Annotated in this window: 21 protein-coding genes; 11 read left to right on the forward strand and 10 right to left on the reverse strand. The window is 59.3% G+C overall.

Annotated elements, in window-relative coordinates; all coding sequences use genetic code 11:
• The first annotated feature begins 163 nt into the window (after positions 1-163).
• The 4 genes from AEAC466_RS33405 (at position 164) to AEAC466_RS33420 (ending at position 5,982) form a co-directional block, all read left to right on the forward strand.
• Positions 164-1,654, forward strand: coding sequence for a tryptophan halogenase family protein (locus AEAC466_RS33405; protein WP_031238745.1), 1,491 nt, complete (start codon positions 164-166; stop codon positions 1,652-1,654).
• A gap of 220 nt (positions 1,655-1,874) precedes the next feature.
• Positions 1,875-2,861 (forward strand): alpha/beta hydrolase, encoded by a 987-nt coding sequence (locus tag AEAC466_RS33410; protein ID WP_023458192.1) that lies wholly within the window; start codon positions 1,875-1,877, stop codon positions 2,859-2,861.
• 58 nt (positions 2,862-2,919) lie between these two features.
• The gene (locus AEAC466_RS33415; RefSeq protein ID WP_023458193.1) at positions 2,920-4,896 is read left to right on the forward strand and encodes a sialate O-acetylesterase; all 1,977 of its coding nucleotides are present in this window, start codon (positions 2,920-2,922) and stop codon (positions 4,894-4,896) included.
• A 33-nt stretch (positions 4,897-4,929) separates the two neighbouring features.
• Positions 4,930-5,982 (forward strand): non-reducing end alpha-L-arabinofuranosidase family hydrolase, encoded by a 1,053-nt coding sequence (locus AEAC466_RS33420; RefSeq protein WP_023458194.1) that lies wholly within the window; start codon positions 4,930-4,932, stop codon positions 5,980-5,982.
• A 149-nt stretch (positions 5,983-6,131) separates the two neighbouring features.
• On the opposite strand, the gene AEAC466_RS33425 is transcribed toward AEAC466_RS33420, so the two are convergent.
• From AEAC466_RS33425 to AEAC466_RS33440, 4 genes are all read right to left on the reverse strand, one after another.
• Positions 6,132-6,563, reverse strand: a complete 432-nt coding sequence (locus AEAC466_RS33425) for a pyridoxamine 5'-phosphate oxidase family protein (protein ID WP_023458195.1) — start codon at positions 6,561-6,563, stop codon at positions 6,132-6,134.
• A gap of 76 nt (positions 6,564-6,639) precedes the next feature.
• Positions 6,640-7,416: an exodeoxyribonuclease III gene (gene xth / locus AEAC466_RS33430; RefSeq protein WP_023458196.1), complete on the reverse strand. Its 777-nt coding sequence runs from the start codon at positions 7,414-7,416 to the stop codon at positions 6,640-6,642.
• Entirely contained in the window at positions 7,397-7,651 is a 255-nt protein-coding gene (locus AEAC466_RS33435; RefSeq protein WP_023458197.1) for a hypothetical protein, read from the reverse strand. Before AEAC466_RS33435 ends, xth begins: the two co-directional genes overlap by 20 nt.
• Before the next feature lie 190 nt (positions 7,652-7,841).
• Entirely contained in the window at positions 7,842-8,669 is an 828-nt protein-coding gene (locus tag AEAC466_RS33440; protein ID WP_023458198.1) for a hypothetical protein, read from the reverse strand.
• A gap of 248 nt (positions 8,670-8,917) precedes the next feature.
• Here AEAC466_RS33440 and ypfH point away from each other — a divergent pair, with 248 nt between their 5' ends.
• Positions 8,918-9,550: an esterase gene (ypfH, locus tag AEAC466_RS33445; RefSeq protein ID WP_023458199.1), complete on the forward strand. Its 633-nt coding sequence runs from the start codon at positions 8,918-8,920 to the stop codon at positions 9,548-9,550.
• A gap of 6 nt (positions 9,551-9,556) precedes the next feature.
• On the opposite strand, the gene AEAC466_RS33450 is transcribed toward ypfH, so the two are convergent.
• Positions 9,557-10,102 carry a glutathione peroxidase gene (locus AEAC466_RS33450; RefSeq protein WP_023458200.1) on the reverse strand — a complete coding sequence of 182 codons (546 nt, stop codon included), beginning with the start codon at positions 10,100-10,102 and terminating at the stop codon, positions 9,557-9,559.
• A 97-nt stretch (positions 10,103-10,199) separates the two neighbouring features.
• Here AEAC466_RS33450 and AEAC466_RS33455 point away from each other — a divergent pair, with 97 nt between their 5' ends.
• Together AEAC466_RS33455 and AEAC466_RS33460 are read left to right on the forward strand one after the other, a co-directional pair.
• Entirely contained in the window at positions 10,200-10,550 is a 351-nt protein-coding gene (locus AEAC466_RS33455; RefSeq protein ID WP_023458201.1) for a DUF1304 domain-containing protein, read from the forward strand.
• A gap of 148 nt (positions 10,551-10,698) precedes the next feature.
• A complete protein-coding gene (locus AEAC466_RS33460; protein ID WP_023458202.1) occupies positions 10,699-11,343 on the forward strand; it encodes a pseudouridine synthase in 645 nt (214 codons plus the stop codon).
• Between the two features lie 71 nt (positions 11,344-11,414).
• Here the strand turns inward: AEAC466_RS33460 and AEAC466_RS33465 are convergent, their stop codons facing one another.
• Entirely contained in the window at positions 11,415-12,845 is a 1,431-nt protein-coding gene (locus AEAC466_RS33465) for a DUF4832 domain-containing protein (protein WP_023458203.1), read from the reverse strand.
• Between the two features lie 159 nt (positions 12,846-13,004).
• On the opposite strand from AEAC466_RS33465, the gene AEAC466_RS33470 reads away from it, so the two are divergent.
• Positions 13,005-13,580 (forward strand): lipid-binding SYLF domain-containing protein, encoded by a 576-nt coding sequence (locus AEAC466_RS33470; protein ID WP_023458204.1) that lies wholly within the window; start codon positions 13,005-13,007, stop codon positions 13,578-13,580.
• A gap of 173 nt (positions 13,581-13,753) precedes the next feature.
• Complete coding sequence (locus AEAC466_RS33475; RefSeq protein WP_023458205.1) at positions 13,754-14,188, forward strand: OsmC family protein; 435 nt, start codon at positions 13,754-13,756, stop codon at positions 14,186-14,188.
• Between the two features lie 8 nt (positions 14,189-14,196).
• On the opposite strand, the gene AEAC466_RS33480 is transcribed toward AEAC466_RS33475, so the two are convergent.
• Both AEAC466_RS33480 and AEAC466_RS33485 read right to left on the reverse strand, forming a co-directional pair.
• Positions 14,197-15,624: an ArnT family glycosyltransferase gene (locus tag AEAC466_RS33480; protein WP_023458206.1), complete on the reverse strand. Its 1,428-nt coding sequence runs from the start codon at positions 15,622-15,624 to the stop codon at positions 14,197-14,199.
• Positions 15,625-15,650: 26 nt separating this feature from the next.
• Positions 15,651-17,678, reverse strand: coding sequence for a phosphocholine-specific phospholipase C (locus AEAC466_RS33485; RefSeq protein ID WP_023458207.1), 2,028 nt, complete (start codon positions 17,676-17,678; stop codon positions 15,651-15,653).
• A gap of 135 nt (positions 17,679-17,813) precedes the next feature.
• On the opposite strand from AEAC466_RS33485, the gene AEAC466_RS33490 reads away from it, so the two are divergent.
• On the forward strand, positions 17,814-18,920 hold the full coding sequence (locus AEAC466_RS33490; protein WP_023458208.1) for an NADH:flavin oxidoreductase/NADH oxidase: 1,107 nt from the start codon (positions 17,814-17,816) through the stop codon (positions 18,918-18,920).
• Between the two features lie 13 nt (positions 18,921-18,933).
• On the opposite strand, the gene AEAC466_RS33495 is transcribed toward AEAC466_RS33490, so the two are convergent.
• Positions 18,934-19,371 carry a YdeI/OmpD-associated family protein gene (locus AEAC466_RS33495; protein WP_023458209.1) on the reverse strand — a complete coding sequence of 146 codons (438 nt, stop codon included), beginning with the start codon at positions 19,369-19,371 and terminating at the stop codon, positions 18,934-18,936.
• A gap of 126 nt (positions 19,372-19,497) precedes the next feature.
• Positions 19,498-21,171 carry a methyl-accepting chemotaxis protein gene (locus AEAC466_RS33500; RefSeq protein ID WP_023458210.1) on the reverse strand — a complete coding sequence of 558 codons (1,674 nt, stop codon included), beginning with the start codon at positions 21,169-21,171 and terminating at the stop codon, positions 19,498-19,500.
• A 220-nt stretch (positions 21,172-21,391) separates the two neighbouring features.
• Here AEAC466_RS33500 and AEAC466_RS33505 point away from each other — a divergent pair, with 220 nt between their 5' ends.
• Positions 21,392-22,501, forward strand: a complete 1,110-nt coding sequence (locus AEAC466_RS33505; RefSeq protein ID WP_023458211.1) for an S-(hydroxymethyl)glutathione dehydrogenase/class III alcohol dehydrogenase — start codon at positions 21,392-21,394, stop codon at positions 22,499-22,501.
• The last annotated feature ends 7 nt before the right edge of the window (positions 22,502-22,508 follow it).

Below are 22,508 nucleotides of genomic sequence, written 5' to 3' on the forward strand. Positions count from 1 at the left end.
TGCGCCCTTCCTTTTTTAAATGTAGTCTTGCGGCCGGACCATCCCGGTCGCTTATCACAGGCATGGGCACAGGCGTAGGCGGCTTGAACGCCTCCAATCCGCAAAGGCCTGAAGCCCCTTCGCCAGATTATGGTGTCGGGTGCGTTCATGGCGAGGTATGTTTATGAATAGCGTACAGCAACAGGAAATCGTCATACTGGGCGGCGGTGCGGCGGGGTGGATCGCGGCCGCGCTGCTGGCCAGGAAGACGGATCGCAGTCAAACCCGCGTCACTTTGGTTGAATCCGAGGAAATCGGCATCATCGGCGTCGGGGAGGCGACGGTCCCGGTGCTGGCGCACTGCAACGCTTTGCTCGGTATCGACGAATATGACTTTATTCGCAACACCCAGGGCACGTTCAAGCTGGGCATTGAATTTTGCGACTGGGGCGTTGCCGGAAACCGGCATTTCCACGCGTTCAGCGACTATGGTCACCAAGTTGACGGCGTATCGACCCACCACTACTGGCTGAGATTGCGGCAATCCGGTGATGCGCATCCGATCGATGACTATTCGTTCGCCTACGCGGTCGCGAAGAACAACAATTTTGCGCCTACCGATCCGCAGAATCCGCGCTATCACCATGCCTATCATTTTGATGCCGCATTATATGCCCGCTATCTACGGGACGTGGCGACCGGGCAGGGCGTGCAGCGTATCGAAGGCAAGATGACGCACTTCGATTTGGAGAGCGCCTCTGGCAATATTACCGCCATCCATCTTGCCAATGGCAGTAGGGTTCCCGGCGACCTATTCCTGGATTGCACGGGTTTTGCGTCCGAATTGCTGGGAAAGGCGTTGGAAACGCCGTTTGTTGACTGGTCGCGCTGGTTGCTTTGCAACAGCGCCATGGCGGTCCCGTCGAAACGTACCGGCGCGCCCATGCCGTTTACGCGATCCACCGCCCACGCCGGGGGCTGGCGCTGGACTATTCCACTGCAACATCGCTGTGGCCACGGCATGGTCTATAATTCTGATCTCTGGAGCGACGACGCAGCGCGCGACGCCCTGACAGGCAATGTCGATGGCGAACTTCTGGCCGAACCACGGGTCTTCCGCTTTACATCTGGGCACCGCAAGCAGTTCTGGAACCGCAATTGTGTGGGGATCGGTTTCGCCTCCAGCTTTCTCGAACCGCTGGAGTCAACCGGATTACAATTGATCGTCCAGGGAGTCTTGAAGTTGCTGCAATTCTTTCCCCAGAGGATCATAGACCCCGTTCTGCGCGACGAATATAATCGGATATCCACTCGCGAGATCGAGCGCATACGCGACTTCATCATTGCGCACTATTACCTCTCACGCCGGCCCGAGCCATTGTGGGCGGCGTGCCGTAACATCGAAGTGCCGGACAGCCTTCGGCACAAGCTCGAGGTCTGGAATGCCTCCGGGCAAATCGCGCTGGGTGATCTTGAATCCTATATGGAGCCGAGTTGGCTCGCGATCCTGCTGGGCAACGGTGTCGTTCCTGCGCGCTACGCCGTAGCGGCTGATCTCTATCCGTTGGAGCAGATTCGCAAGGGCATGAAATTGCGCCGCGAAGAGATCGTGCGTTCGGCGCAGGCGGTCACTTCGCATCAGGATTTCATCGACCAGTACTGCAAGGCTCCCTGAGCGGTGCGGTCTATCTGGGTATGCATGCAGAGTTCGGCCTCGGTTGTAGGCGCAATGCGCCTACATCTGCATAGGTGCAGGCGCAACATGCAGTGCTTTCGTAGGCCAAGCAGGTCAACGGCGCCATCAGTGGCGAGTCAGCCTGCGCGCCACTATGCCGTTCGACTACAAGGGCATGAAGGAAGCCGTTTCAGTTCAGGAAATTTGAGGAGTGTTCACTATGAGCCTGTCGCGCCGCGATCTTGTAAAATCTCCCCTCGCTCTGGCGGGCGCATCAGTAATCGGAATGGCGGCCACGGAAGTCCGGGCTCAAGCCCGCGCGGCTGCTACACAGGACATTATCGAATTGTGGCCGCATGCGCCGGAAGGGGCACTCCATCCCGGCATGACTGAAGTCATTGAGCAGACCTCGACAAGTCCAGGTTATAGCAGCCGGCGCACGAATGGTATTTCCAAGCCGTACATGATCTCATTGCCAGCCGCCCAGCCCAACGGCTCAGCCATGCTTATCATTCCGGGCGGCGGCTTCCAGTGGAACTACTTCGAGCACGAGGGCTATAAGGTTGCCGACATCCTCAATCGTGCCGGCATCTCGTGTTTCGTGTTGATCTACCGTCTGGCCCAAGACGGCTGGAAAGAACCGGCCAAGGTCGGGCCGGCCGACGCTCAGCGCGCCATGCGCGTCATCCGCGCTCAAGCGACCCGCTTTCACCTTGACCCGGCCCGGGTTGGCGTTCTCGGATTCAGTGCCGGCGGCTTCCTGACGACCACCCTTGCCACCCGATACGGGGCCTCCCTCTATTCGCCAGTTGACTCGACAGACCAACTCAGCGCGAGGCCGTTTCTGGCGGCACCGATCTACCCCGTGCAAAGCGTCGATCCGGCCTATGCCTATGGCGGCGTGGCGCCGTCGCTGTTTGGCGGCTCGCCGACGCCGGCGCAGATCCGCGAGTGGTCGCCGGACCGCAATGTTACGTCGGCGGCTGCGCCAACCTTCCTGGTCCACGCCGAGGATGACGGTACTGTACCCGTGGCCAATACGGTGCGGCTACGTGAAGCCATGGCCGCAGCCAAGATCACAGTCGAGACCCACCTGTTCGCCCATGGTGGTCACGGCTTTGGTGTGGGCGGTCAGCCAGGCAGTCCCGATGGCCTGTGGCTGCCGCTGTTCCTCAACTTCGCACGTCAGGAGAAGCTGTTTGCATAGTCGCAATTTAACTAGCGGCGCCGCCTTGAAAAGGTCTTGCGCCCAAGGAGTGTGGTCGATGAAATACACGGTTGCCAATGCGATAGTTGCCGCTACCATTGCGCTTGGCGGCGCCACGGCAGCGAATGCGCAGGATTCATTCGGTCTGGCCCCGGTCTTCACCGATCACGCCGTCCTGCAGCGCGACAAACCGGTAGCCGTCTGGGGGCAGGCGCTGGCGAGTGAAAACGTCAAGCTGACCTTGTCCGAAGGAGGCCGCGTTGTGACCAGTACCAGCGGCAAGGCGGACGCATCGGGTCGCTTTTCACTGTCCCTGCCGCAACAGCCCGCAGGTGGCCCCTATGTCCTGACGGTCTCGGATACGCGCGGGCATACGCAAACCCTGAGCGACATCCTGATCGGCGATGTCTGGCTGTGTTCGGGCCAGTCAAATATGGAGTTTCCGCTCAAGGCGGCCAACAATGGCGCCGGCGAGTCGGCCGGGGCATCGGACCCGCTGTTACGTATCTTCGACGTACCGAGAAATTCACAGGCAGCGCCCGTCACAGGTTTCGCAAAAGAGGCGAAATGGAAGGTATCATCGCCGGCCGCTGCCGCCGACACCTCGGCTGTGTGTTACTTCATGGCCCGACAACTCGCCGACACTCTGCACGTGCCCCAGGGCATGATTCATGCCTCCTGGGGTGGCACGGCGGCGCAGCTCTGGATCAGCCGCGAGAGCCTGTCAGCCTTTGACGAAATGCGAGAGGCGCTCAAGGTGGAAGATTTGTACCGCACCGATCCCGCAGCCGCTCAATCCTATTGGAAGACCTACACCCAGGCCTGGTGGCGTGACCACGATCCAGACTACCGTCTGGTCGGGCAATGGTCCGGGAAAGATTTGCCCGATACGAACTGGCCATCGCTCGTGCCGTCGGGCGTCTGGGAAAACAGCGGCGTCGCCGATCTGAAAAACTTTGACGGTATTGTCTGGTATCGCCAGACGGTCATCCTGACGGCTGATCAGGCCGCTCATGCCGTTACACTCGATCTGGGGCCGGTCGATGATTCCGACACAACTTGGGTAAACGGTGCATGGGTCGGATCAACCGACGGCTGGAATCTGCCGCGCCACTACGCCCTGCCGAAAGGTGTGCTCAAGGCGGGGATAAACGTTATCGCCGTTCGCGTGCTGGATTCGGGCGGCGGCGGCGGGCTTTACGGCATGCCGGATAAACGGACACTGACGCTGGACAGTGGCGCATCTATCGTCCTGCCGGCGGCGTGGCATTACCATATCGGCGCCGACATCAAGAAGACGGGCGCGCCGCCGACAGCGCCGTGGTCGGAAGCAGCAGCGCCTGCGGTGCTTTACAATGGGATGATTGCGCCCGTAGTCCCCTACACCCTGAAGGGCGTGGCCTGGTACCAGGGCGAGGCGAATGCGGGGGCTGGCGCCTTATATGCCAGACTCTTGCCCGCATTAGTGCAAGACTGGCGCGAACGGTTCAAGTCGCCTGAACTGCCGTTCCTCGTCGTGCAGTTGAGCGCTTTCGGCGCGCCACAGGATTTGCCGGTCCCTTCGGGCTGGGCAGAAATTCGCGATATCCAGCGTCAATTGGAGCAAAATGACCCGCACGTCGGCATGGCGGTCAGCTACGATGTCGGCGACCGTTTCGATATTCACCCGACGCAAAAGCGGCAAGTCGGCCTGAGGCTGGCGCTGGCGGCGCGCAAGGTGGCCTATGGCGAGGCATTGAAACTGGGGCCGCGTCCGGCGCGTGTCTATCGCCGCGGCGATGATATGGTTGTTGATTTTCAAGGCGTCAACGGGTCGCTTCGTGCCTATGGCGGTAAGGACGTGTTGGGCTTCGAGGTTTGCGCGGATGCCTGTCACTTCGCAAGTGCGCATATTGAAGGCAATTCGATCGTGCTGCCGGGTGAAGGCCGCGCCGAGGCCAGATCGGTGCGCTTCGGATGGGCCGACGTGCCGTATCTCAATCTCTATGACGGTGCGGACCTGCCCGCATCCCCTTTCGCCATGCAAATACACTGATAGCCAGGTTTAGCCTGGAATTCTGAGGTCATAATGAAGAAATGTAACCCCATCCTCTCCGCTGTCATCGCGCTCGCTATCCTACCCGGGATGGCGCAGGCGAACGCCGCCGAAGGTTTCGACTGGGCATCCAGCCCGCCGTTGATTGTGCCTCCGAAAGGCGACAGCGTAAACTATTACGGCGTCAAGGACCCATCGGTCGTCTTCTACGACGGCCAATACCATGTGTTTATGACCACGGCTGGTACGAACGGGTGGGGGCTGGCATATACCCATTTCCGCGACTGGTCGCAGGCGAAAACATCGCCGATTGTGCCGCTGGATAAGTCGCCAATGGGGCCGGGATATCGCGCCGCGCCGCAGGTCTTTTACTTCGCACCGCAGAAGCTCTGGTACATTGTCTACCAGGGCGGCGATCCGCTGTATTCGACGAGCCCGAATATCAGCGATCCGCGGTCGTGGAGCGCACCCAAGCCGTTCTTCGATGCCGTCCCGGACCTGGTCAAGAAACCGGACGGTAATCCGGCTTGGCTGGATTTCTGGATTATTTGCGATGAGGCGAAGTGCTATCTTTTCTTTACCAATGATAATGGTGATTTCTATCGGGCCGAGACCACGCTTAGTTCCTTTCCGGCGGGTTTCCACAACACGACCCGCGTCATGACCGGTCTCAAGGATGATATTTTTGAGGCCAGCAACACCTACAAGGTGGCGGGCTCGAAAAACTATATCACACTGGTCGAGGCGATTGGCCCGAAGGGACGGTATTTTCGGGTTTGGAAAAGTGACCGCTTGGATGGTGAGTGGAGTCCTATCGGCGACTCTAAAAATGTCTTCGCGGGTGCGGACAATGTCCGCTTTGACGGCAAAGTCTGGTCACAGGGCGTCTCCCATGGTGAAATGATCCGCCAAGGTTTTGATCAGACCCTGTCGATCGATCCGTGCCGCCCACTTCAGTTCCTTTATCAGGGACTGGAGCCCGACAGCAAGGAACCGGATTATCTTAAGCTGCCTTATCGACTGGGCCTGATTACTGCTGCCGGAGCCAATCCGGTCAGCGAGATGTGCCCCGTGAAGGCGCACTGAAGCCATGCCGTCTGAAACCTACGGAAGCCGGTAAAACGGGCATAACCTGAATTTTTGGGAAAGGCCCGGCGCTCAGGCCGGTTTGACGGACACTGAGACATGCTTGTCGACCCGGAGGAAGGCCGCGCAGTCAGGTGCGTCAAATTTGGCTAAACAGACAACTCGCCCTCATTGTTGCCGTCCCAATACTTCAAGGCATAGGCCTTGACTGCGATGAGTACGATGCCTGGCGTATCCAAACCGTCCTTGAACCACGCCTCAAGATCAGGCACCCAATGCTGCTCCATGACCGCACGATCGCGGATCCATTGTGCTCTGCCGGAAACCGATAGAAAAAACGGCTTGCTAAGCAGACCGGGCAGGCGGCTATACGCAAGGTTTACTTCCGGATCATTTTCGATTTCACGCACGGCGGATGCAGTATCGTTGGCGAAGAAATAGCTGTCGCCGTCATATTCAACATCCTTGTTGTTGCTCATCGGACGGGCTTCCAGTCCGCCGCCGGGTGTCTTGCTGGTCATCATGCAAATGTCGATATGCTTTACGTGGTCGGCGATATCTTTGAGGGTGAGCTGGCTCATAGGGCATTCCTTTTGCTGAATGGCAAGCTTCGCCTGGCTGGCGTAAGAATTCGAGGTGTCTCAGCACCGGTAGGTGTCAACGGTCCGATAGTTCGATCCATACCGGCGCGTGATCGCTTGCCTTTTCCCATCCCCGCACATGGCGGTCTACCTGCGCCTGACATAGACGCGGGGCAAGGGAGGAACTGAGCAGAAGGTGATCTATCCGCAAACCGGCATCGCGGCCGTAAGCGTCACGGAAATAGTCCCAGAACGTATAGATACGTTCATCCGGGTGCAGATGCCGCAGGGCATCTGTCCAGCCCTGGGTCATCAGTTGATGGAAGGCTTGGCGAACTTCCGGCCGAAAGAGCGCGTCCCCGACCCAGCGTTCGGGTTTATAGACGTCCAGATCCGTAGGCATGACATTGTAATCGCCCGCCAGGACCACTGGGGCGCCGGTTTCCAGCAAATAGGCGGCGTGACGCGAGAGCCTTTCGAACCATCTCAGCTTATACTCAAACTTCGGCCCAGGTGCCGGATTGCCGTTCGGCAGGTACAGGCATCCTATAAGTATGCCGTTGACCGCCGTTTCGATATAGCGGCTGTGGGGATCGTCCGGATCACCGTCCAGCCCTCGCCGGGTTTCCACCGGCATGTCGTTTCGCGCCAGAATGGCGACACCATTCCAGCTTTTTTGGCCATGCCAAACCGCGCCGTAGCCGGCGCTGTCTATTGCCGCCGCCGGAAATTTTTCATCTGGCGCCTTGAGTTCCTGAAGGCACACGACATCCGGTCGACTTTGCGCCAGCCAGCGTAATAATATGGGCAAACGACCATTGATGCCATTGACGTTAAAGGTGGCGATTTTCATCGATGGTTGCCGGGGCAAGAAGTGTGACAATGAAGGATTTGTGGTGCGCCTGTGTTCCTTCCACGACCTCCCAGATACCACCTTGCTGATGCGCCACACCTTTGGCTTCGGCCATTAACGCCTCGAAGGCTTCATAGGACTCGCCTTGGACGAGATGAAATTCGTATCGTCCAGGCGCGCCCTTGCGCAGCTTTTCCAATTTATCGGCGGTGCTGAGTGGCATGGTATAGGTCATGGCGTTTCTCCTGCTCGCAACTAAATCGTCCACGGCATAAGGAGGCAATGCGAACCCTCTACAGGTTCGAACCGGTTGAGTGCGGTTCGCTCAAGTCCAGTGCCTTGCCTACTAATATTATAGCGCCGATCTGACGACATCAGATCGGCGCTATAATTCGATGCTTTATCTGTTTTTTCCGGAAGCGCGCTTAGTAGTTGTCGCGTAGCCTGCCGCCTAGGGCCGCAGACACGCTGGCGATAAAGGCGCCGATCAAGAGCGACAGGAACAAGATAAAGTGGACACCAACAAGGGTTTTGCGTGCGGCTTCGGCGGCTTCGGCCGCCTTCTGCTTGGCTGCCTCGACCTCAGCCAATACAGAATTGACGCGCTTCTCCGCCTCGACCTGACTAAGGCCGGTACGGGCTGCGACCTGCGACGCGAGATAAGCACGATCGCCGCCTGTCACCGTGTCGCGCGATAAGATGCGGACGGTTTCCGCGCTGACATCCGCAGCCGTGGCCGTGGACGCCGCCGTGGTGGAGCGATACAGACTGTCAGCATAGTAGCCAGCGTCGTCCGCCGTTGCCGCCGCGGCGCCAGCAGCCACTGTGGCACCTGCATCAACGGCGGTCTTGGCGGTCATCGCGCCCGCCGAAGCGATCAGCGCGATTGTGAAGATGGTAGCTACGGACCAGGCGATAAAGCCGTGTGCTGTATCACGAAAGAAGACTTCGTCGCTGTGCGTATCGGCCCATTTGACCCTCAGGCGGCCGGCAATGTAGCCGCCGACGCCCGATGATATCCACTGGGTGACGACAAGCCATATGGCCCAGCCGGCGGAAAACGTAATCAGACTCGCCTTTGTCAGGTTGAAGACTGAAAACGAGGCGAAGCCCAGGGCAGCGCCTAATGGCAATAGAATAAGCGATATCGCGATGGCGACAGAGGCGCCGCCCAATATCGATGTCCAGTGAATACCGGAAGCCGACGATTCCAGATTAGGACCGTCGTTCGGTGCGGGATTTGGCAAGGCCATGCTTATCCCCTATCAGCGGAACAAAAGCGCAAGAATGATGATAACCGGGATCGGCACACCCAGCAGCCACAACAAAATACCTTTACCCATTGGAACCTCCCATAAAATTTTAAGGTGAAGTCAAGGGTAAGGATTTTTCTCGTTCTGTCGAAATGCCGGAATGGCTTGGAATACGTAATGAAGCGATAAGCCTGTTTTTGACCTGCCTTGCGATTGACCGGCGCTAACCACGTCCACATATAGGCTCTATGTCGAACTCCATTCCCGTCCACATCCCATCTTCGCCGCGTGGCCTTGCGCTTCTCTTCCACGGCGTCGGCGCCATTCCACAGAACATGGTCACGCTTGGCCGCGCCATTGCCGATGCGCATCCCGACTGGACGGTGATAAGCGTCGCTTCACCCGATCCGTCCGATCTTGGCCCCGGAGGGCAGGGCAGTGGCTATCAGTGGTTTTCGGTGCGCGATATAGATGAAGACAGCCGCCCGCAACGTATCGCCGCCGCTATGCCTCGCTTCACAGCCTGCGTTAAGGCCTGGCAGGCGCAAACGGGCACAGGCGCGGCGGATACCACCTTGCTGGGGTTCAGCCAGGGCGCCATCATGGCGTTGGAGGCAACCCAGGCGGAAGAAGGGTTGGCCGCGCGGATTATCGCGTTTTCCGGTCGTTTTGGTACGCCGCCGCGCCGCAAGCCGGATGCCGATATTCATCTCATCCACGGAGACGCCGATACGGTGGTCGCCAGCGCCTGGTCGATCAGGGCGCACGATCAACTGACGGCTTTAGGCGCGCCAAATACTCTGGATATCATTCCTGGCCTCACGCACGGCATCAATGCCGAAGCGACGCGCTGCGGTCTCAGCTATTTAGCGCAAGAATAACCGGCGTTACACCTTCGCCAATTCCCGATCGATGGCGGCCAAAAGTCGCGGATCGTCTGCGGTTACGTCCGGTGCAAAGCGTCCGACAACCTGTCCGTCCTTGCTGATCAGGAATTTTTCGAAATTCCACAGGACTTCGCCTTCGGGGCTGACGGGTATGCCGAACTTGACAAGCCGTTCGCGCATGGGGCCGGCGCTCACTGCGTCCGGCTGGGCCTGGGTAAAGATGTCATATAGCGGGTGCTTGTCGTCTCCGACCACGCTCACCTTGCTGAACATCGGAAAGGTCACATCGAATGTGGTTTGGCAAAAGTTGGCGATGTCTTCATCACCGCCCGGCTCCTGACCGAGGAAGTTGTTGGCCGGAAAACCGAGGATTTCCAGGCCCTGTCCTGACTTTTCGCGATAAAGCGCCTCAAGACCCTCATATTGCGGCGTAAGTCCGCATTTCGAGGCGACGTTGACTGCTAGCAGAACCTTGCCGCGATATGGGTTGAGCGTCGTCGCTTCACCGGTCAGGGTACGCAGGGGAATATCGTAAATGCCGCTCATCTTGGACTCCTTCTGGTCGTAAGTTAGAGCAAAATGCGCAAGGCCTTGCAATGGTGCGCCGCGCGGCGGATAGTCACCTTTATGGGAGGGCCTTTATATGCAGCTCATTGCCAATATCATCGTCGGCGTGATCGCCGGACTACACATCGGTTTTCTCATCCTTGAAATGTTTCTGTGGCAGACCCCGTTCGGCCGAAAGACCTTTGGATTGACCCCGGATTTTGCCGCACAATCGGCCAAGCTGGCGGCCAATCAGGGACTGTATAACGGGTTTCTGGCTGCCGGACTGATCTGGGGCTTGCTGACTCCCGACGGATTTTACATCAAGGTCTTCTTCCTGAGCTGCGTCATTGTCGCCGGATTATATGGCGGCCTGACCGTCAAGAAGTCGATTCTGATCATCCAGGCCGTGCCGGCCATCATTGCGTTGGTTCTCTTGCACCTCTGATCTTACGCTCCGTCCGGCGCAAACGCCGAATATTCTACCCTTCACGCATTGATTACGTGTCGGTCATGACGCTTTATAACCAAGCGGCATAACGTATGTATATCAAACCCTTATTGCATCCATCTCACACTTTCTGTAGGGCAGTGTGATGCCGCAAAGCGTTCCTGTTTTCGACAGGCCGACCATCATCTTTGTTGACGATCATATGCTGGTGGCCGAAAAGCCCGCCGGTCTGTTGAGCGTGCCCGGTCGCTTGCCGGAAAACAAGGATTGCCTGGTGACGCGCCTGCAGGGCCTTTATCCCGACGCCCTGACGGTGCATCGTCTCGATATGGCGACATCGGGCCTGATGGTCTTTGCACGTGGCGCCGATGCGCATCGTGCCCTGTCGCAGGCCTTTGCGGATCGTCAGGTCGCCAAGCGCTATGTCGCGGTCGTGGCAGGCCAATTGGCAGGTGAAGGCGAGGTCGACCTGCCGCTTATTACCGACTGGCCGAACCGTCCGCGCCAGATGGTGGACCACGCCATCGGAAAGCCGTCCCTGACCCGCTATCGTGCGGTGTCGCAAGGTGACGGCACCAGCCGGGTAGGCCTGGAGCCGGTCACTGGCCGGTCGCATCAGTTGCGCGTCCACATGATGGCCATCGGACATCCGATCATAGGCGACGTCTTTTACGCGCCGCCGGATGCGCAGGCGATGAGCGACCGCCTGTTGCTGCACGCGCAATCACTCGTCCTGCCTCATCCCCGAACGGGGGCGGCACTGGAATTTCAGTCGCAAGTGCCGTTTTAAAAAACTGATTATAAAGAGAAAATGGCGCGCAGTTTATGCGCCGATTGAACAGGAAATGCGCACGGCCGGGGTCAATGATTTGAAACGGTGATCGTCCCCAAGGGATAGCGGCCGGCTTCCGATACCAGCGGCAAAGGCATGGTTCGGTGGTCATCCGCAGTGGCCAAAACCGTAATCGACATGTGATACTGTCCCGCCGGCAGCTTCGGCGCGTCGAAACACAGTTTGGTGTTTTGGGGAGCATCCGGCTGAATGGGCGGCAGATCGCTTGTCGCCCGCCCATCCCATGTCGCCCCTGCGCCCGTGAGCCAAGCGTGAACGCGCCATGCTTCATAGGATGGCGCTACGCCGTTGTTACGCCAATCTATCCGCAGGGCCAGTCCGCAGCCTGCTTGCGCATCGGTGCGATAACTGACTGCTATAGGCGTGTACCTGTAACCGGCGCGGTTCCCGGACCGCAGCAGGGCCGCCTGTTTGTCGGCGGACAGGTCGTTCCAGTGCGTGACGTTGAAATTGCCGTTGCCGATAGCGCTAAGGTGATAATCTTCGACCTGTTTGACAATGCCGTCCAGTCCGGCTTCGAAGACCTTTTCCCAGCCGTAGGATTCGACGATGAACGGGGCCGTCCGCCAGCGATTCAGCACCAGTTGCGCGTCGGCGCCGGTCAGGTCCCCCAGGAGGCTGTCGCCGAACATCCGGGCGCCCCAGCTGTCACGACGCATGCCTATCCGCGCCGACCGCTTCAAGGCATGGACCAGAACCGGCTTGTCGTCAGTCATGGCCAGCAACTGCGTGTCAGGAAAGGCGTCTATGATGGCGTCGGCCATGGCCAAGCGCGTGTCCAGGGTGCCGCGTTCGGTGCCATTGCGGTTTACCGCTGGATCATCGTAGGGAAATTGCGTCCAGTGATAGGCATTGGCGCCCGCCAGATGGCCTTCGCCCCAATTGCCATAGCCGCGGATATCGACCCAAGCGATGCGGGGATCACCATTATAGCGTTTGCCAAGCGCCATGAAGAGTTTGCGATAGCGATCCAGGAAATACGGACTATTCCAATCGGGCACATAGACGTTTTCGACATGGCCGTCATTGCCGGGATCGGCCTTCATCCAGAAGGCTTTCGGCATGTGCGGCAGCAGATAGCCCGGCAGGTCAAGCCCGCGATGGGCGCTGCAGCAGGTATCGACTGACAGGATACCGAAGGCGAGACGTTGCCCCGGTTTCAGACCAGTCAGCATGCGATCTATCGGGCCGAAATCATAGACGTCCTCAAGGGGCTCAAGATCGGCCCAGGCAAAGCGTGTGTAGCCTTCGGTTGGCGTCTGGGGCAGGGGAATGATACCGCCGTGCCAGCCGTAAAAACCCCGCATGGGCCCGGTCAATATCATGGCGCGGCTGTCGCTCGATGGCGTGGGGAGGGGGCGCCAGTCTTCTGCCATGACAGACGATCCTATGGCAGCCGACAAGGCGACGCAGGCGGCGAGATGGGTAAGGTAACGCATCGGACTCCCTTTTTTCCATAGTGCCTGTAAAGCCAGCATGTATCAACCGGCCACCTGTCGCCGGGCTTACAGTTTCCTGATTTTTTGAAATGTCCTGCCGCATGGCGTGGCAACGGATGATGCGACTAGAAGAAGACCACACCAATGAGGATTTTTCCGATGTTCAAATTTTCCTGGCTGAAAAGCAATAGCCTGGCTCTTGCCCTGGCTCTGACGACCACAGCCGCCATTCCGGCCCTTGTGCCGCAAGTGGCTCAAGCCGCGACAAAGGCCGACATCAATAACGACGCGATGGCCGCGCTGAACAAACTTTATGCGGGTAATCCAACCGCCAAGTTGATAGGCGGCCGCGCGAAGGCCATCCTGATCTTCCCGAGCATTGTTAAAGCCGGCTTGGTCTTTGGTGGCTCATATGGCGAAGGCGAGCTGCTTCAGAATGGCGGCGTCGCGGATTATTACAATTCCTTCTCCGGATCCTGGGGCCTTCAGGCCGGCGCGCAGTCCTACGGATATGCCGTTTTCCTTATGTCCGATAGCGCGGTCAAATACCTGCATGATTCGTCGGGCCTTGAAATTGGCGTAGGCCCGACCGTGGTCGTGGTCGATGACGGTGTCGCGCGCAACCTGTCTACGTCCACCCTTAAAGATGACGCCTATGCCTTTATCTTCGACCAGAAAGGCCTGATGGCCGGAGTTTCGATTGAAGGCACCAAGATATCCAAGATCAAGCAATAGCTTCCCCCTAGGCCCCGCTTGATCTTGTTATGAGCCCTCCGGTTTCCCCCGGCCGGAGGGCTCTTTCTATATTTAGGCTTTGTAAAGCCGTTGCCTAAACCAACCTTCATTGAGTTGTCGCCTTTTCGGGGGTAAAATCGGGGTAGTTATACACCAACAGAGGGAGTTTATTGATGATCCGTACCGCACAGGCCCATTGGGCAGGCAATGGTCAACAAGGCGAAGGCACTTTGACCACCCAGAGCAAAGTTCTGAATAGCCAACCCTATAGCTTCAAGCTGCGTTTTGAAAATGCCGATGGTCAGGCCGGCACCAATCCGGAGGAACTGATCGCAGCCGCCCATTCCGGTTGTTTTTCCATGGCCCTGGCGTTTGCCCTGGCCGCCGCCGGTTTCACCGCCGACAGCATTGACACCGAGGCTGCCGTGAAGCTGGAACCGGCCGATGGCGGTTTTGCGATCTCGGGCATTACCTTGAAGCTGAACGCTAAAATTCCGGGCATTTCCAAGGACCAGTTCGACCAGATCGCCGCCGGCGCGAAGGCCAATTGTCCGATATCCAAGGCGCTATCGTCCGTGCCAATTACCCTGGACGCCACATTAGCTTAGTCTGGGGCTTAGTCAGTTTCACACTCAGATGATTTCAAAAGCCCGGTATGAAGTTGGAAATCCGACTTCCTGCCGGGCTTTTTCAATCTGGACACCGTGCCCAGGTCTTTCAGATCCGAAAAGCAGCGCGTGAGGTCCGGGGTATCGCCGGCGGCGGTGACGATCAGGGCGCGTCGCCGCGTCAGGTTGGCGGGGGCCGGCCATTGATAGCGATCACGCTCCGCCATGCCGATAACCGGGTGTTCAGGCAGATGATAGCTGAGTTCGCCTTGCGTATTGTAATCCGTCGTTGCGATCCATCCTGCACCGGTTTCAGCCTGCCGCGCCGCGACGGCGTTCGAGACCGTATCCCAGCCCTGGCTCAGGCCGGCCGCGCCTGGCAATTGAGGGCCAAGTGGTCCGAGGGCCAGATAGGCCAGCACGATGACGCTTATGCCTATGCCGAAGGGCGCGGCCCAAGCGCGTGCCTTGCGTAATTTTTCTGTACCGTCCGCCGCCGCTGCGGCCAGAAGGACCAGACCTGGATAGATAGGCGCCGGCCAATTGCCCTGGATACGGTCGTGGAACACGTGGATCAGCATGTAAGCCAACAGGGGCAGGGGTAGCGCGACCAGCAGGGCCAGCCGGGAATCGTTGCGCGTCCTGATCCAGGTCGCAACACCCAGTCCGACAAAGACGGCAATGAAGGGATTGAGCAGAAGCGGTTGCGAAACGAGAAATTCGATCAGGTATTTGACGGTGAAGTGACCGGCCTCTATGCGACCGAACTGTTTGGCAAAGGTTAGCCAGTCGTGCTGAGCATTCCATATCAGGTTCGGTGCCATGGCCGCACCGGCAATGACCGCGCCCAGCCATGGCCACGGCGTCAGCAGCCAGCGGCGCGCGGGCTTGTCCAGGGCAAACCAGGCCAGCACGCCCAGCCCCAGGAACAGGTTGGTATATTTGGCTTCGACGCCCAGGCCTGCGAACAGACCAAAGGCCAGCCACCAGATGCCCCGTCCCGACGTCTGAAGCCGAGCCAGGGCCCACAGGCCGCAAGCCCACATCAGAACAGACGGCGGATCGGGCGTGGCGATGACGCTGCCGACGCTGAGCAACAAACAGGCATTGAGCCATAACAGCGTCCGACGCGCGACGGCGTCATTGAACATAACGCGTGCCGCGTCGAACATCAGCCAGCTCAAGGCGGCGAAGCTCAACACGAAGGGCAGACGAACCAGTAGCGCGGCATCACTGATCGCCGTAAAGGCGGCGATCCACCACGCGACCATCGGAGGGTGGTCGTAATATCCGGCCGCCGGGTGTTGGGCCCACAGCCAGTAGTAGCTTTCGTCAGGCACCAGTCCGGCACGCGCCGCCGTGATCAGGCGCAGGACCATCAGGCCACCGATGATCAGGGCAAGCGGTGATTTCAGGCGGGCGATCAGATTCGACATGTCCCTAAATGACGGGTTTTCCCGCCCTAGACAAGGTGCATGACCGCCGGGCCGCCCAATGCTGGATCGCTTATCGGCGGCTTGCCATCATCTATGCGCCCGGCAAAACGGTGCGCGAACCCGTCGCCGGACAGTGTGACATCATACCAGCCGCGACTGCCCGACAGGTCGAACCTCACCGCATCCGCGGGCGCGGGCAAGCTCATAGTCTGGGGCGGCCGGCCATAGGCGTTGTCGGTGATTGTGACCGTGACAGGCTTGTCGCTAAACGTGCGCAACGTCAGGTCCCGCCCCGCGGCCAGCGTCACGGGCGCTTGGCCGTTCCCGGTGAAATGCCGCGCAAACCCATCGGCTGCCAGTATCAGGACATTCAGGCGATCGTTTTGCGCCAGCAAACTGACCGCTTGTCTGCCATTCGCCTTGACCGTATAGCGGCGCGGCGGCGTCTCCAGACTATTGAGATCGTAGAGGTGAAAGACAACCGCCACATTGGCGCTGTCATTGACCAGGTCCACGGACAGGCCCGCGCCAATCGGCGACGGCTGGGCTATAACCGAGAACCGGTAGGGCAGGGGACGTGCCGGGCGCGGGCCCTTTTCCTGGACCGGAATATTAACCTGGACGGGCGGCTTCGGTTTTGGCTGGCCAAGCAGTTTGCGCGCGCGATCCGCATCCGCACGGGTCTCTGGCAAGGTCTTGAAAAAATCCTCACGGTTCGGATGGGCAAAGTCGAAACAGCTTGTCAGGTCACCGCAAACGGCGCGCCGCCACGGGCTGATATTCGGTTCGTGAACGCCGAAACGGGTTTCGAGGAAGCGGATCACAGAGGTATGGTCGAAGACCTGAGAATTGACGAAGCCGCCCTTGCTCCACGGGGAGATGACATACATGGGCACGCGCGGCCCCAGCCCGTAGGGACGCCCCTGCCACTTGCCCTCGGCCTGATGATATTCGCCTGTCGTCTCGATCTGGCTGTCGCCAAAACCCGGAGCGGGCGGAGCCGGTGGCGGGACATGGTCGAAAAAGCCATCGTTTTCGTCGAAATTGACCAAAAAGACGGTCTTCGCCCAGACGTCCGGGTTGGCGGTCAGGGCGTCAAGCACCTGCGCCGTGTAGTCTGCGCCCTGGACCGGGCTTGATGGACCGGGATGCTCCGAGCCTTCGGCGGTCGCGATAATCCACGATACCTGCGGCAACCGGTCAGCCAGGACATCGGCTTTTAGTCCGTCGAGTGCGCGTGTCCTGAGTGACCGTCGCGCCAATTCGGCCAGAGGGCCGGATTTTGCCTTGTCGGCAAAGCGGTACAGCTTGAAACCGGCCAGGGGGTTGTCGGTGAAATTGTCGTCCATGTCCTGGTAAATCTGCCAACTGATCCCCGCGGCGGTCAGACGCTCGGGGTAAGTGACCCAGGTATAGCCGCCATGGTGGGCGGGATCGGATTTCAGGTTGTCGTAGCCGTTGTCTATGACGGGCCCGTGATGTTCGCCGGTTGGGTCGTTCGTGCCTGTCCATATGAACAGGCGGTTCGGATTAGTGCCGGCGTGCAGGGCGCAATGATAGGCGTCGCAGATCGTGAAGGCTTCGGCCAGGGCGAATTGGAACGGGATGTCCGCCCGCGTGAAATAGCCCAGGCTGTGATTGTGCTTGGCCTCGGGCCAGCGGCTCATGCGACCATTGTCCCAGGCGGTCTGTGCATCGGGAAAGGTGTGCGGCGTACCTTCCAGGCGCATGTTCTTGAAGGTCTGAGTCGTATTGAGCGGGAAAGGGGCGATCAGACGCGCCGCATCCGTTTCGTCCGGCTGGGACCAGACGGCGCCGTTGCGGGTGGGAATCGGGAAACGGTCGGAAAAACCGCGCACACCGGACAAGGTACCAAAATAATGATCGAAGGACCGGTTTTCCTGGGTCAGGATAACGACATGTTCGACATCCTGGATCGTGCCGGTGGTGGACCTGGCCGGGATATCGAGCGCGCGGGCGATCGAGGCGGGCAGGCTGCCCAGGGTCGCCGCCAGAACACCGGACAGCAGGAAACGGCGGCGGTCTATAGTCATGAATCTCCCCTTAAAGCGTCGCCATATCAGATGGACATGACGGTTTAATCAAGGCACCTGTCAATAAATCCTGAGCCACGCTGGCGGTAGACCGCGTGCGGCCCTACATTCTGTCCACAACGAAAGGACCTCCCCATGTCGGCTCTGTTTTCGCCTCTGGTCCTGCGCGGCCTGTCTCTGAAGAACCGCATCATCATATCGCCCATGTGCCAGTATTCGGCCGATAATGGCCGTGCCACGGATTGGCATATGATCCACCTGGGGCATCTCGCCCTGTCGGGCGCGGGCATGTTGATCCTTGAAGCCACAGCGGTCGAGCCTGATGGGCGTATCACGCCAGCTGACCTGGGGCTGTGGGATGACGCGACCGAGCAGGCGCTGGTTCCGGTGCTGGCGGCGATACGCCGCTATTCCGACATACCGGTCGTTGTGCAACTGGCTCACGCTGGCCGCAAGGCATCGAGTCGCGTGCCGTGGGAAGGCGGCGCCCAGATTGCGCCGGATCAGCCCGGTGGATGGCGGACCCATGCCCCGTCAGCCATCGCGTTTCACGACGGCGATGCGGCGCCGATTGCCTTGGACGATGCCGGCCTGGCGCGGATCAAGGCGGCGTTCGTTATGGCGGCGAAACGTGCGGCCAGGCTTGGTCTCGATGGGATTGAGGTGCACGGTGCGCATGGCTACCTTCTGCATGAATTTCTGTCGCCAATCAGCAATCGGCGGACTGATGCCTATGGCGGCTCTCTCGAAAACCGCCTGCGGTTTCCACTCGAAGTCTTCGAGGCCGTGCGCGCCGCCTTCCCGGCTGATAAGCCGGTCGGCTTCCGCGTTTCGGCCAGTGACTGGGTCGACGGCGGCTGGGACATCGAACAAACCGTTGTCCTGGCGCGCGAACTGAAGGTACGGGGCGTCGATTGGATTGATGCCTCTTCGGGCGGTCTGGCGGCGCAGCAGAAAATCCCACTTACGCCTGGCTATCAGGTCCCCTTCGCCGAAGCCATCAAGGCAACAGGCGTTACCACCTTCGCCGTCGGCCTGATCACCGAGCCTCGCCAGGCGGAAGATATTGTGGCCAATGGTCAGGCCGACTGCGTGGCCCTGGCGCGGGCCATCCTCTACGATCCGCGCTGGCCGTGGCACGCCGCGGCAGAGTTGGGAGGCCATGCCGACGCCCCGCCGCAATATTGGCGCTGCCAGCCGAGGGGGCTTAAGGATCTGTTCGCCAACGCGCCGAAAGCCTAAGGCTTTGCGCAACCTAGCTGAGCCCGGTCACGACCTTTGCAATCCGGCGCGTTCGGGTTTCGGCGGTTTTGGCGTCGTTTATGGCGCGGACATGTTCCTTGCGATGGGTGTAGGCCAGTGTGTCGAATGCCGCGCGCTTGCCGGCGTCATCGAGGGCCGTAGCCAGGTCGGTCGGCACATCAACCGTGCGCGGCTCGGTATCGAGGATGATGTCTATATCGACTTCGTCTCCCGCTTCGACTCCGGCGGGAATGCGATTTTCGACGCTTAGTGGCAACATGAAGCGGCCGGCCATGACGCCGACAGTTGTGCGGTACGTATAGCCGTTAATTGTAACCTTGACCGGCGGGCGTTTGCCCTGACCCAGATGCTCGATGATTTCCGGCGGCACGACAATGCCTGTCACCATGCGGTCTTCAGGCTTGTCGACGCGGGTACGAAAGGTAGCCATTGCTGAATTCCTTCTCCACACGGGGGCACCTCTAAATGGGGCCGTTCCGCATCGGTATTATATGACACAAAAACGCCGCCCTCGAAAGATCGAGGACGGCGCTTCATAAGGGGCAAGGTTTGTCTCTTACGCGGCGCGCAGGCGTCCGACAAAGGCCATGACTTCATGCTGAAGGTCTTCGGACCGGTGTTCCAGATCGGATGACAGGCCAAGCAGGGCCTGAGCGGCTTCACCCGTCTGGGCAGCGGCATCGCCCACACCGGCCATATGCCCCGTGACCTCGCGGGTGCCGTTGGCAGCGCGATTGGTATTGGAAGCGATTTCCTGGGTGGCGGCGCCTTGTTGTTCGACCGAGGCGGCGATGGCCGTGGTCAGGCCGCCAATCTGTTCGATCGTCTTGACGATGGTGTCGATGCTGTCGACCGTCGTATTGGTCGCCGACTGGATTTCGCCGATCTTGGAGCGGATTTCGTCGGTGGCCTGTGCTGTTTGCTGCGCCAGTTGCTTGACCTCCGAGGCGACGACGGCAAAGCCCTTACCGGCTTCACCGGCGCGAGCGGACTCGATCGTGGCATTGAGCGCCAGCAGATTGGTTTGGGCGGCGATCGCCTGGATCAGGTTGATTACCTCCCCGATCTGGGCGGCCGAGGCCGACAAGGTACGAATTGCCGCTTCTGTTTTGGCGGCTTCATCGACGGCCAGTTGCGTGACCTGGGAGGTACGGGCCACCTGTTCGTTGATTTCGTTGACGCTGGCCGACAGTTCTTCGGTGGCCGCGGCCACGTTCTGCACATTGTTGGCAGCATCGACGGCGGCGATATTGACGGAATGGACACGGGCCGACGCTTCGTCGGCGTTGTGGGTCAGGCTCTTGGCCGAGTCGGCGACGGTGCGCGACGAAACAGCGAAGCGTTGGGCCAGTTCGCCCATGCTGGTTTCGAATTCCGAGGCGATGCGGTTGCGTTCGTCGCGCATGTTCTCGGCAATGCGCATTTCTTCTTCCTGTTGGTGCGCCTTGAGCGTTTCACCTTCAAGCGCCCGGTCGCGCAGGGTACGGATTGACCGCCAGAGCGATGAGACCTCGTCCTTACCCTTGGCTTCGGGAACGGAGGTATCATAGGCGCCTTCCGAAATCCGCATGACACTTTGGGTTACGTGGTTAAGCGGGCGGGAAATCGACTTGACCGCGACCCAGAGCGATGCGGCTATGAGCAGAAGTGTACCGGCGGCGGCGATTGTGAGGAATTGCCAGACGCGCGTATGCATATACTTGGTCATGTCCGCCTGGCTGACTTCCAGGTTGGCATGAATATGCTTGACCATGGTATCAATCGAGGCTTGGAAGTCTTTACGGTTGGCACGGTTGGCTTCGTTATTGCCGAGTATGGCGGCCGCTTCCGGCGAGGTCTCCCGCCCCAGTTTGGCGAGCGCGCGGCGCAGGCTGATGAACTCGTTGGCCTTCTTTTCGACATCGGCGAATTCCGGCAGCTCGTTTGGCGCCAGATCCGCTTTCCAGTCTTTGATCAGGGTTTGCATCTCGTCGAGATTCTTGTCGACGCCGCCAGCGAATTTTGACGCCTCGGTTGTGTCCTTGGACATATAGACGCCGCGCGATTCACTAACGACCGCGGTCACCAGCCGATTCAGATGCTCGCCCAGATACGCGTTGTCCTGTGCCTTGTCGACGGACTGCAGCATGCCGTTGTAGTCATTGATGGTCAGCAGACCTAGTCCGGTAATGGCAGACGCCATAAGGGCAAAGCACGCCACCAAGGCCAGAATGCGGGATTTTATAGTCATGTTTACTCCCCAGGATACGCAAATTCACATCACACTGTTCTAGCTGTTTATTGTTAACGAAATCTGAGTGACGTTCGCGTAAAGGGCGAGTTTCTCATTGCGCCATTGCCTCTGTGCTCCGCTGGGGCAATCACGGACTTTTTTTTGGAAAATAGTCCGCAAGGCTTGAAATAGCCTTCGAAGCTTCGCACAAGTGGGCTGAAAATCTGAGGAGTATTGCATGAAAACCCGCGCCGCCGTCGCCTTCGCCGCTAATCAGCCGCTTGAAATTGTCGAGGTGGATCTGGAAGGCCCACGCTATGGTGAAGTTCTGGTCGAGATAAAGGCCACGGGCATTTGCCACACCGACGCCTACACGCTGGAAGGGTTCGACAGCGAAGGCATATTCCCGTCTATTCTGGGCCACGAAGGCGCAGGGGTAGTTCTGGAAGTCGGCGAGGGCGTTACTTCGCTGAAACCCGGCGATCACGTCATTCCGCTCTACACACCCGAATGCCGCCAGTGCAAGTCGTGCCTGTCGCGCAAGACCAACCTGTGCACCGCCATTCGCGGCACCCAGGGCAAGGGTGTAATGCCCGATGGCACGACGCGTTTTTCGTACAAGGGCCAGCCGATCTATCACTATATGGGATGCTCGACCTTCGCCAATCACACGGTTCTGCCCGAAATCGCCCTGGCCAAGATCCGCGATGATGCGCCCTTCGACAAGGCCTGTTATGTCGGCTGCGGCGTAACGACCGGCGTTGGCGCCGTGGTCAACACCGCCGCTGTGGAACCGGGCGCCAACGCCGTAGTGTTCGGCCTGGGCGGGATTGGCCTCAACGTGATTCAAGGGCTGAAAATGGTCGGCGCGGACAAGATTGTCGGCGTCGATGTCAATGACGCCAAGGAGGAATGGGGGCGTCGCTTTGGCATGACCCACTTCGTCAATCCGAAAAAGGTGTCCGGCGACCTGGTGGCGCATCTGGTTGAGCTGACCGGTGGCGGCGCCGACTACACCTTCGATTGCACCGGCAATGTCGAGGTCATGCGCACCGCGCTCGAAGCCTGTCACCGTGGCTGGGGTGAAAGCATCATCATCGGCGTCGCGCCTGCCGGGACCGAAATCAAGACACGCCCATTCCAACTGGTCACCGGCCGGGTATGGAAGGGTTCGGCCTTTGGCGGCGCGCGTGGCCGCACCGATGTGCCGAAAATCGTCGACTGGTACATGGACGGCAAGATCGAGATCGATCCTATGATCACGCATGTCCTGCCGCTTGAACGTATCAACGAAGCTTTCGACCTGATGCATAAGGGGGAAAGCATCCGCTCAGTCGTCGTTTTCTAGAGTGGGA

The sequence above is a fragment of the Asticcacaulis sp. AC466 genome, from assembly GCF_000495815.1.
Taxonomy (GTDB): Bacteria; Pseudomonadota; Alphaproteobacteria; order Caulobacterales; family Caulobacteraceae; genus Asticcacaulis.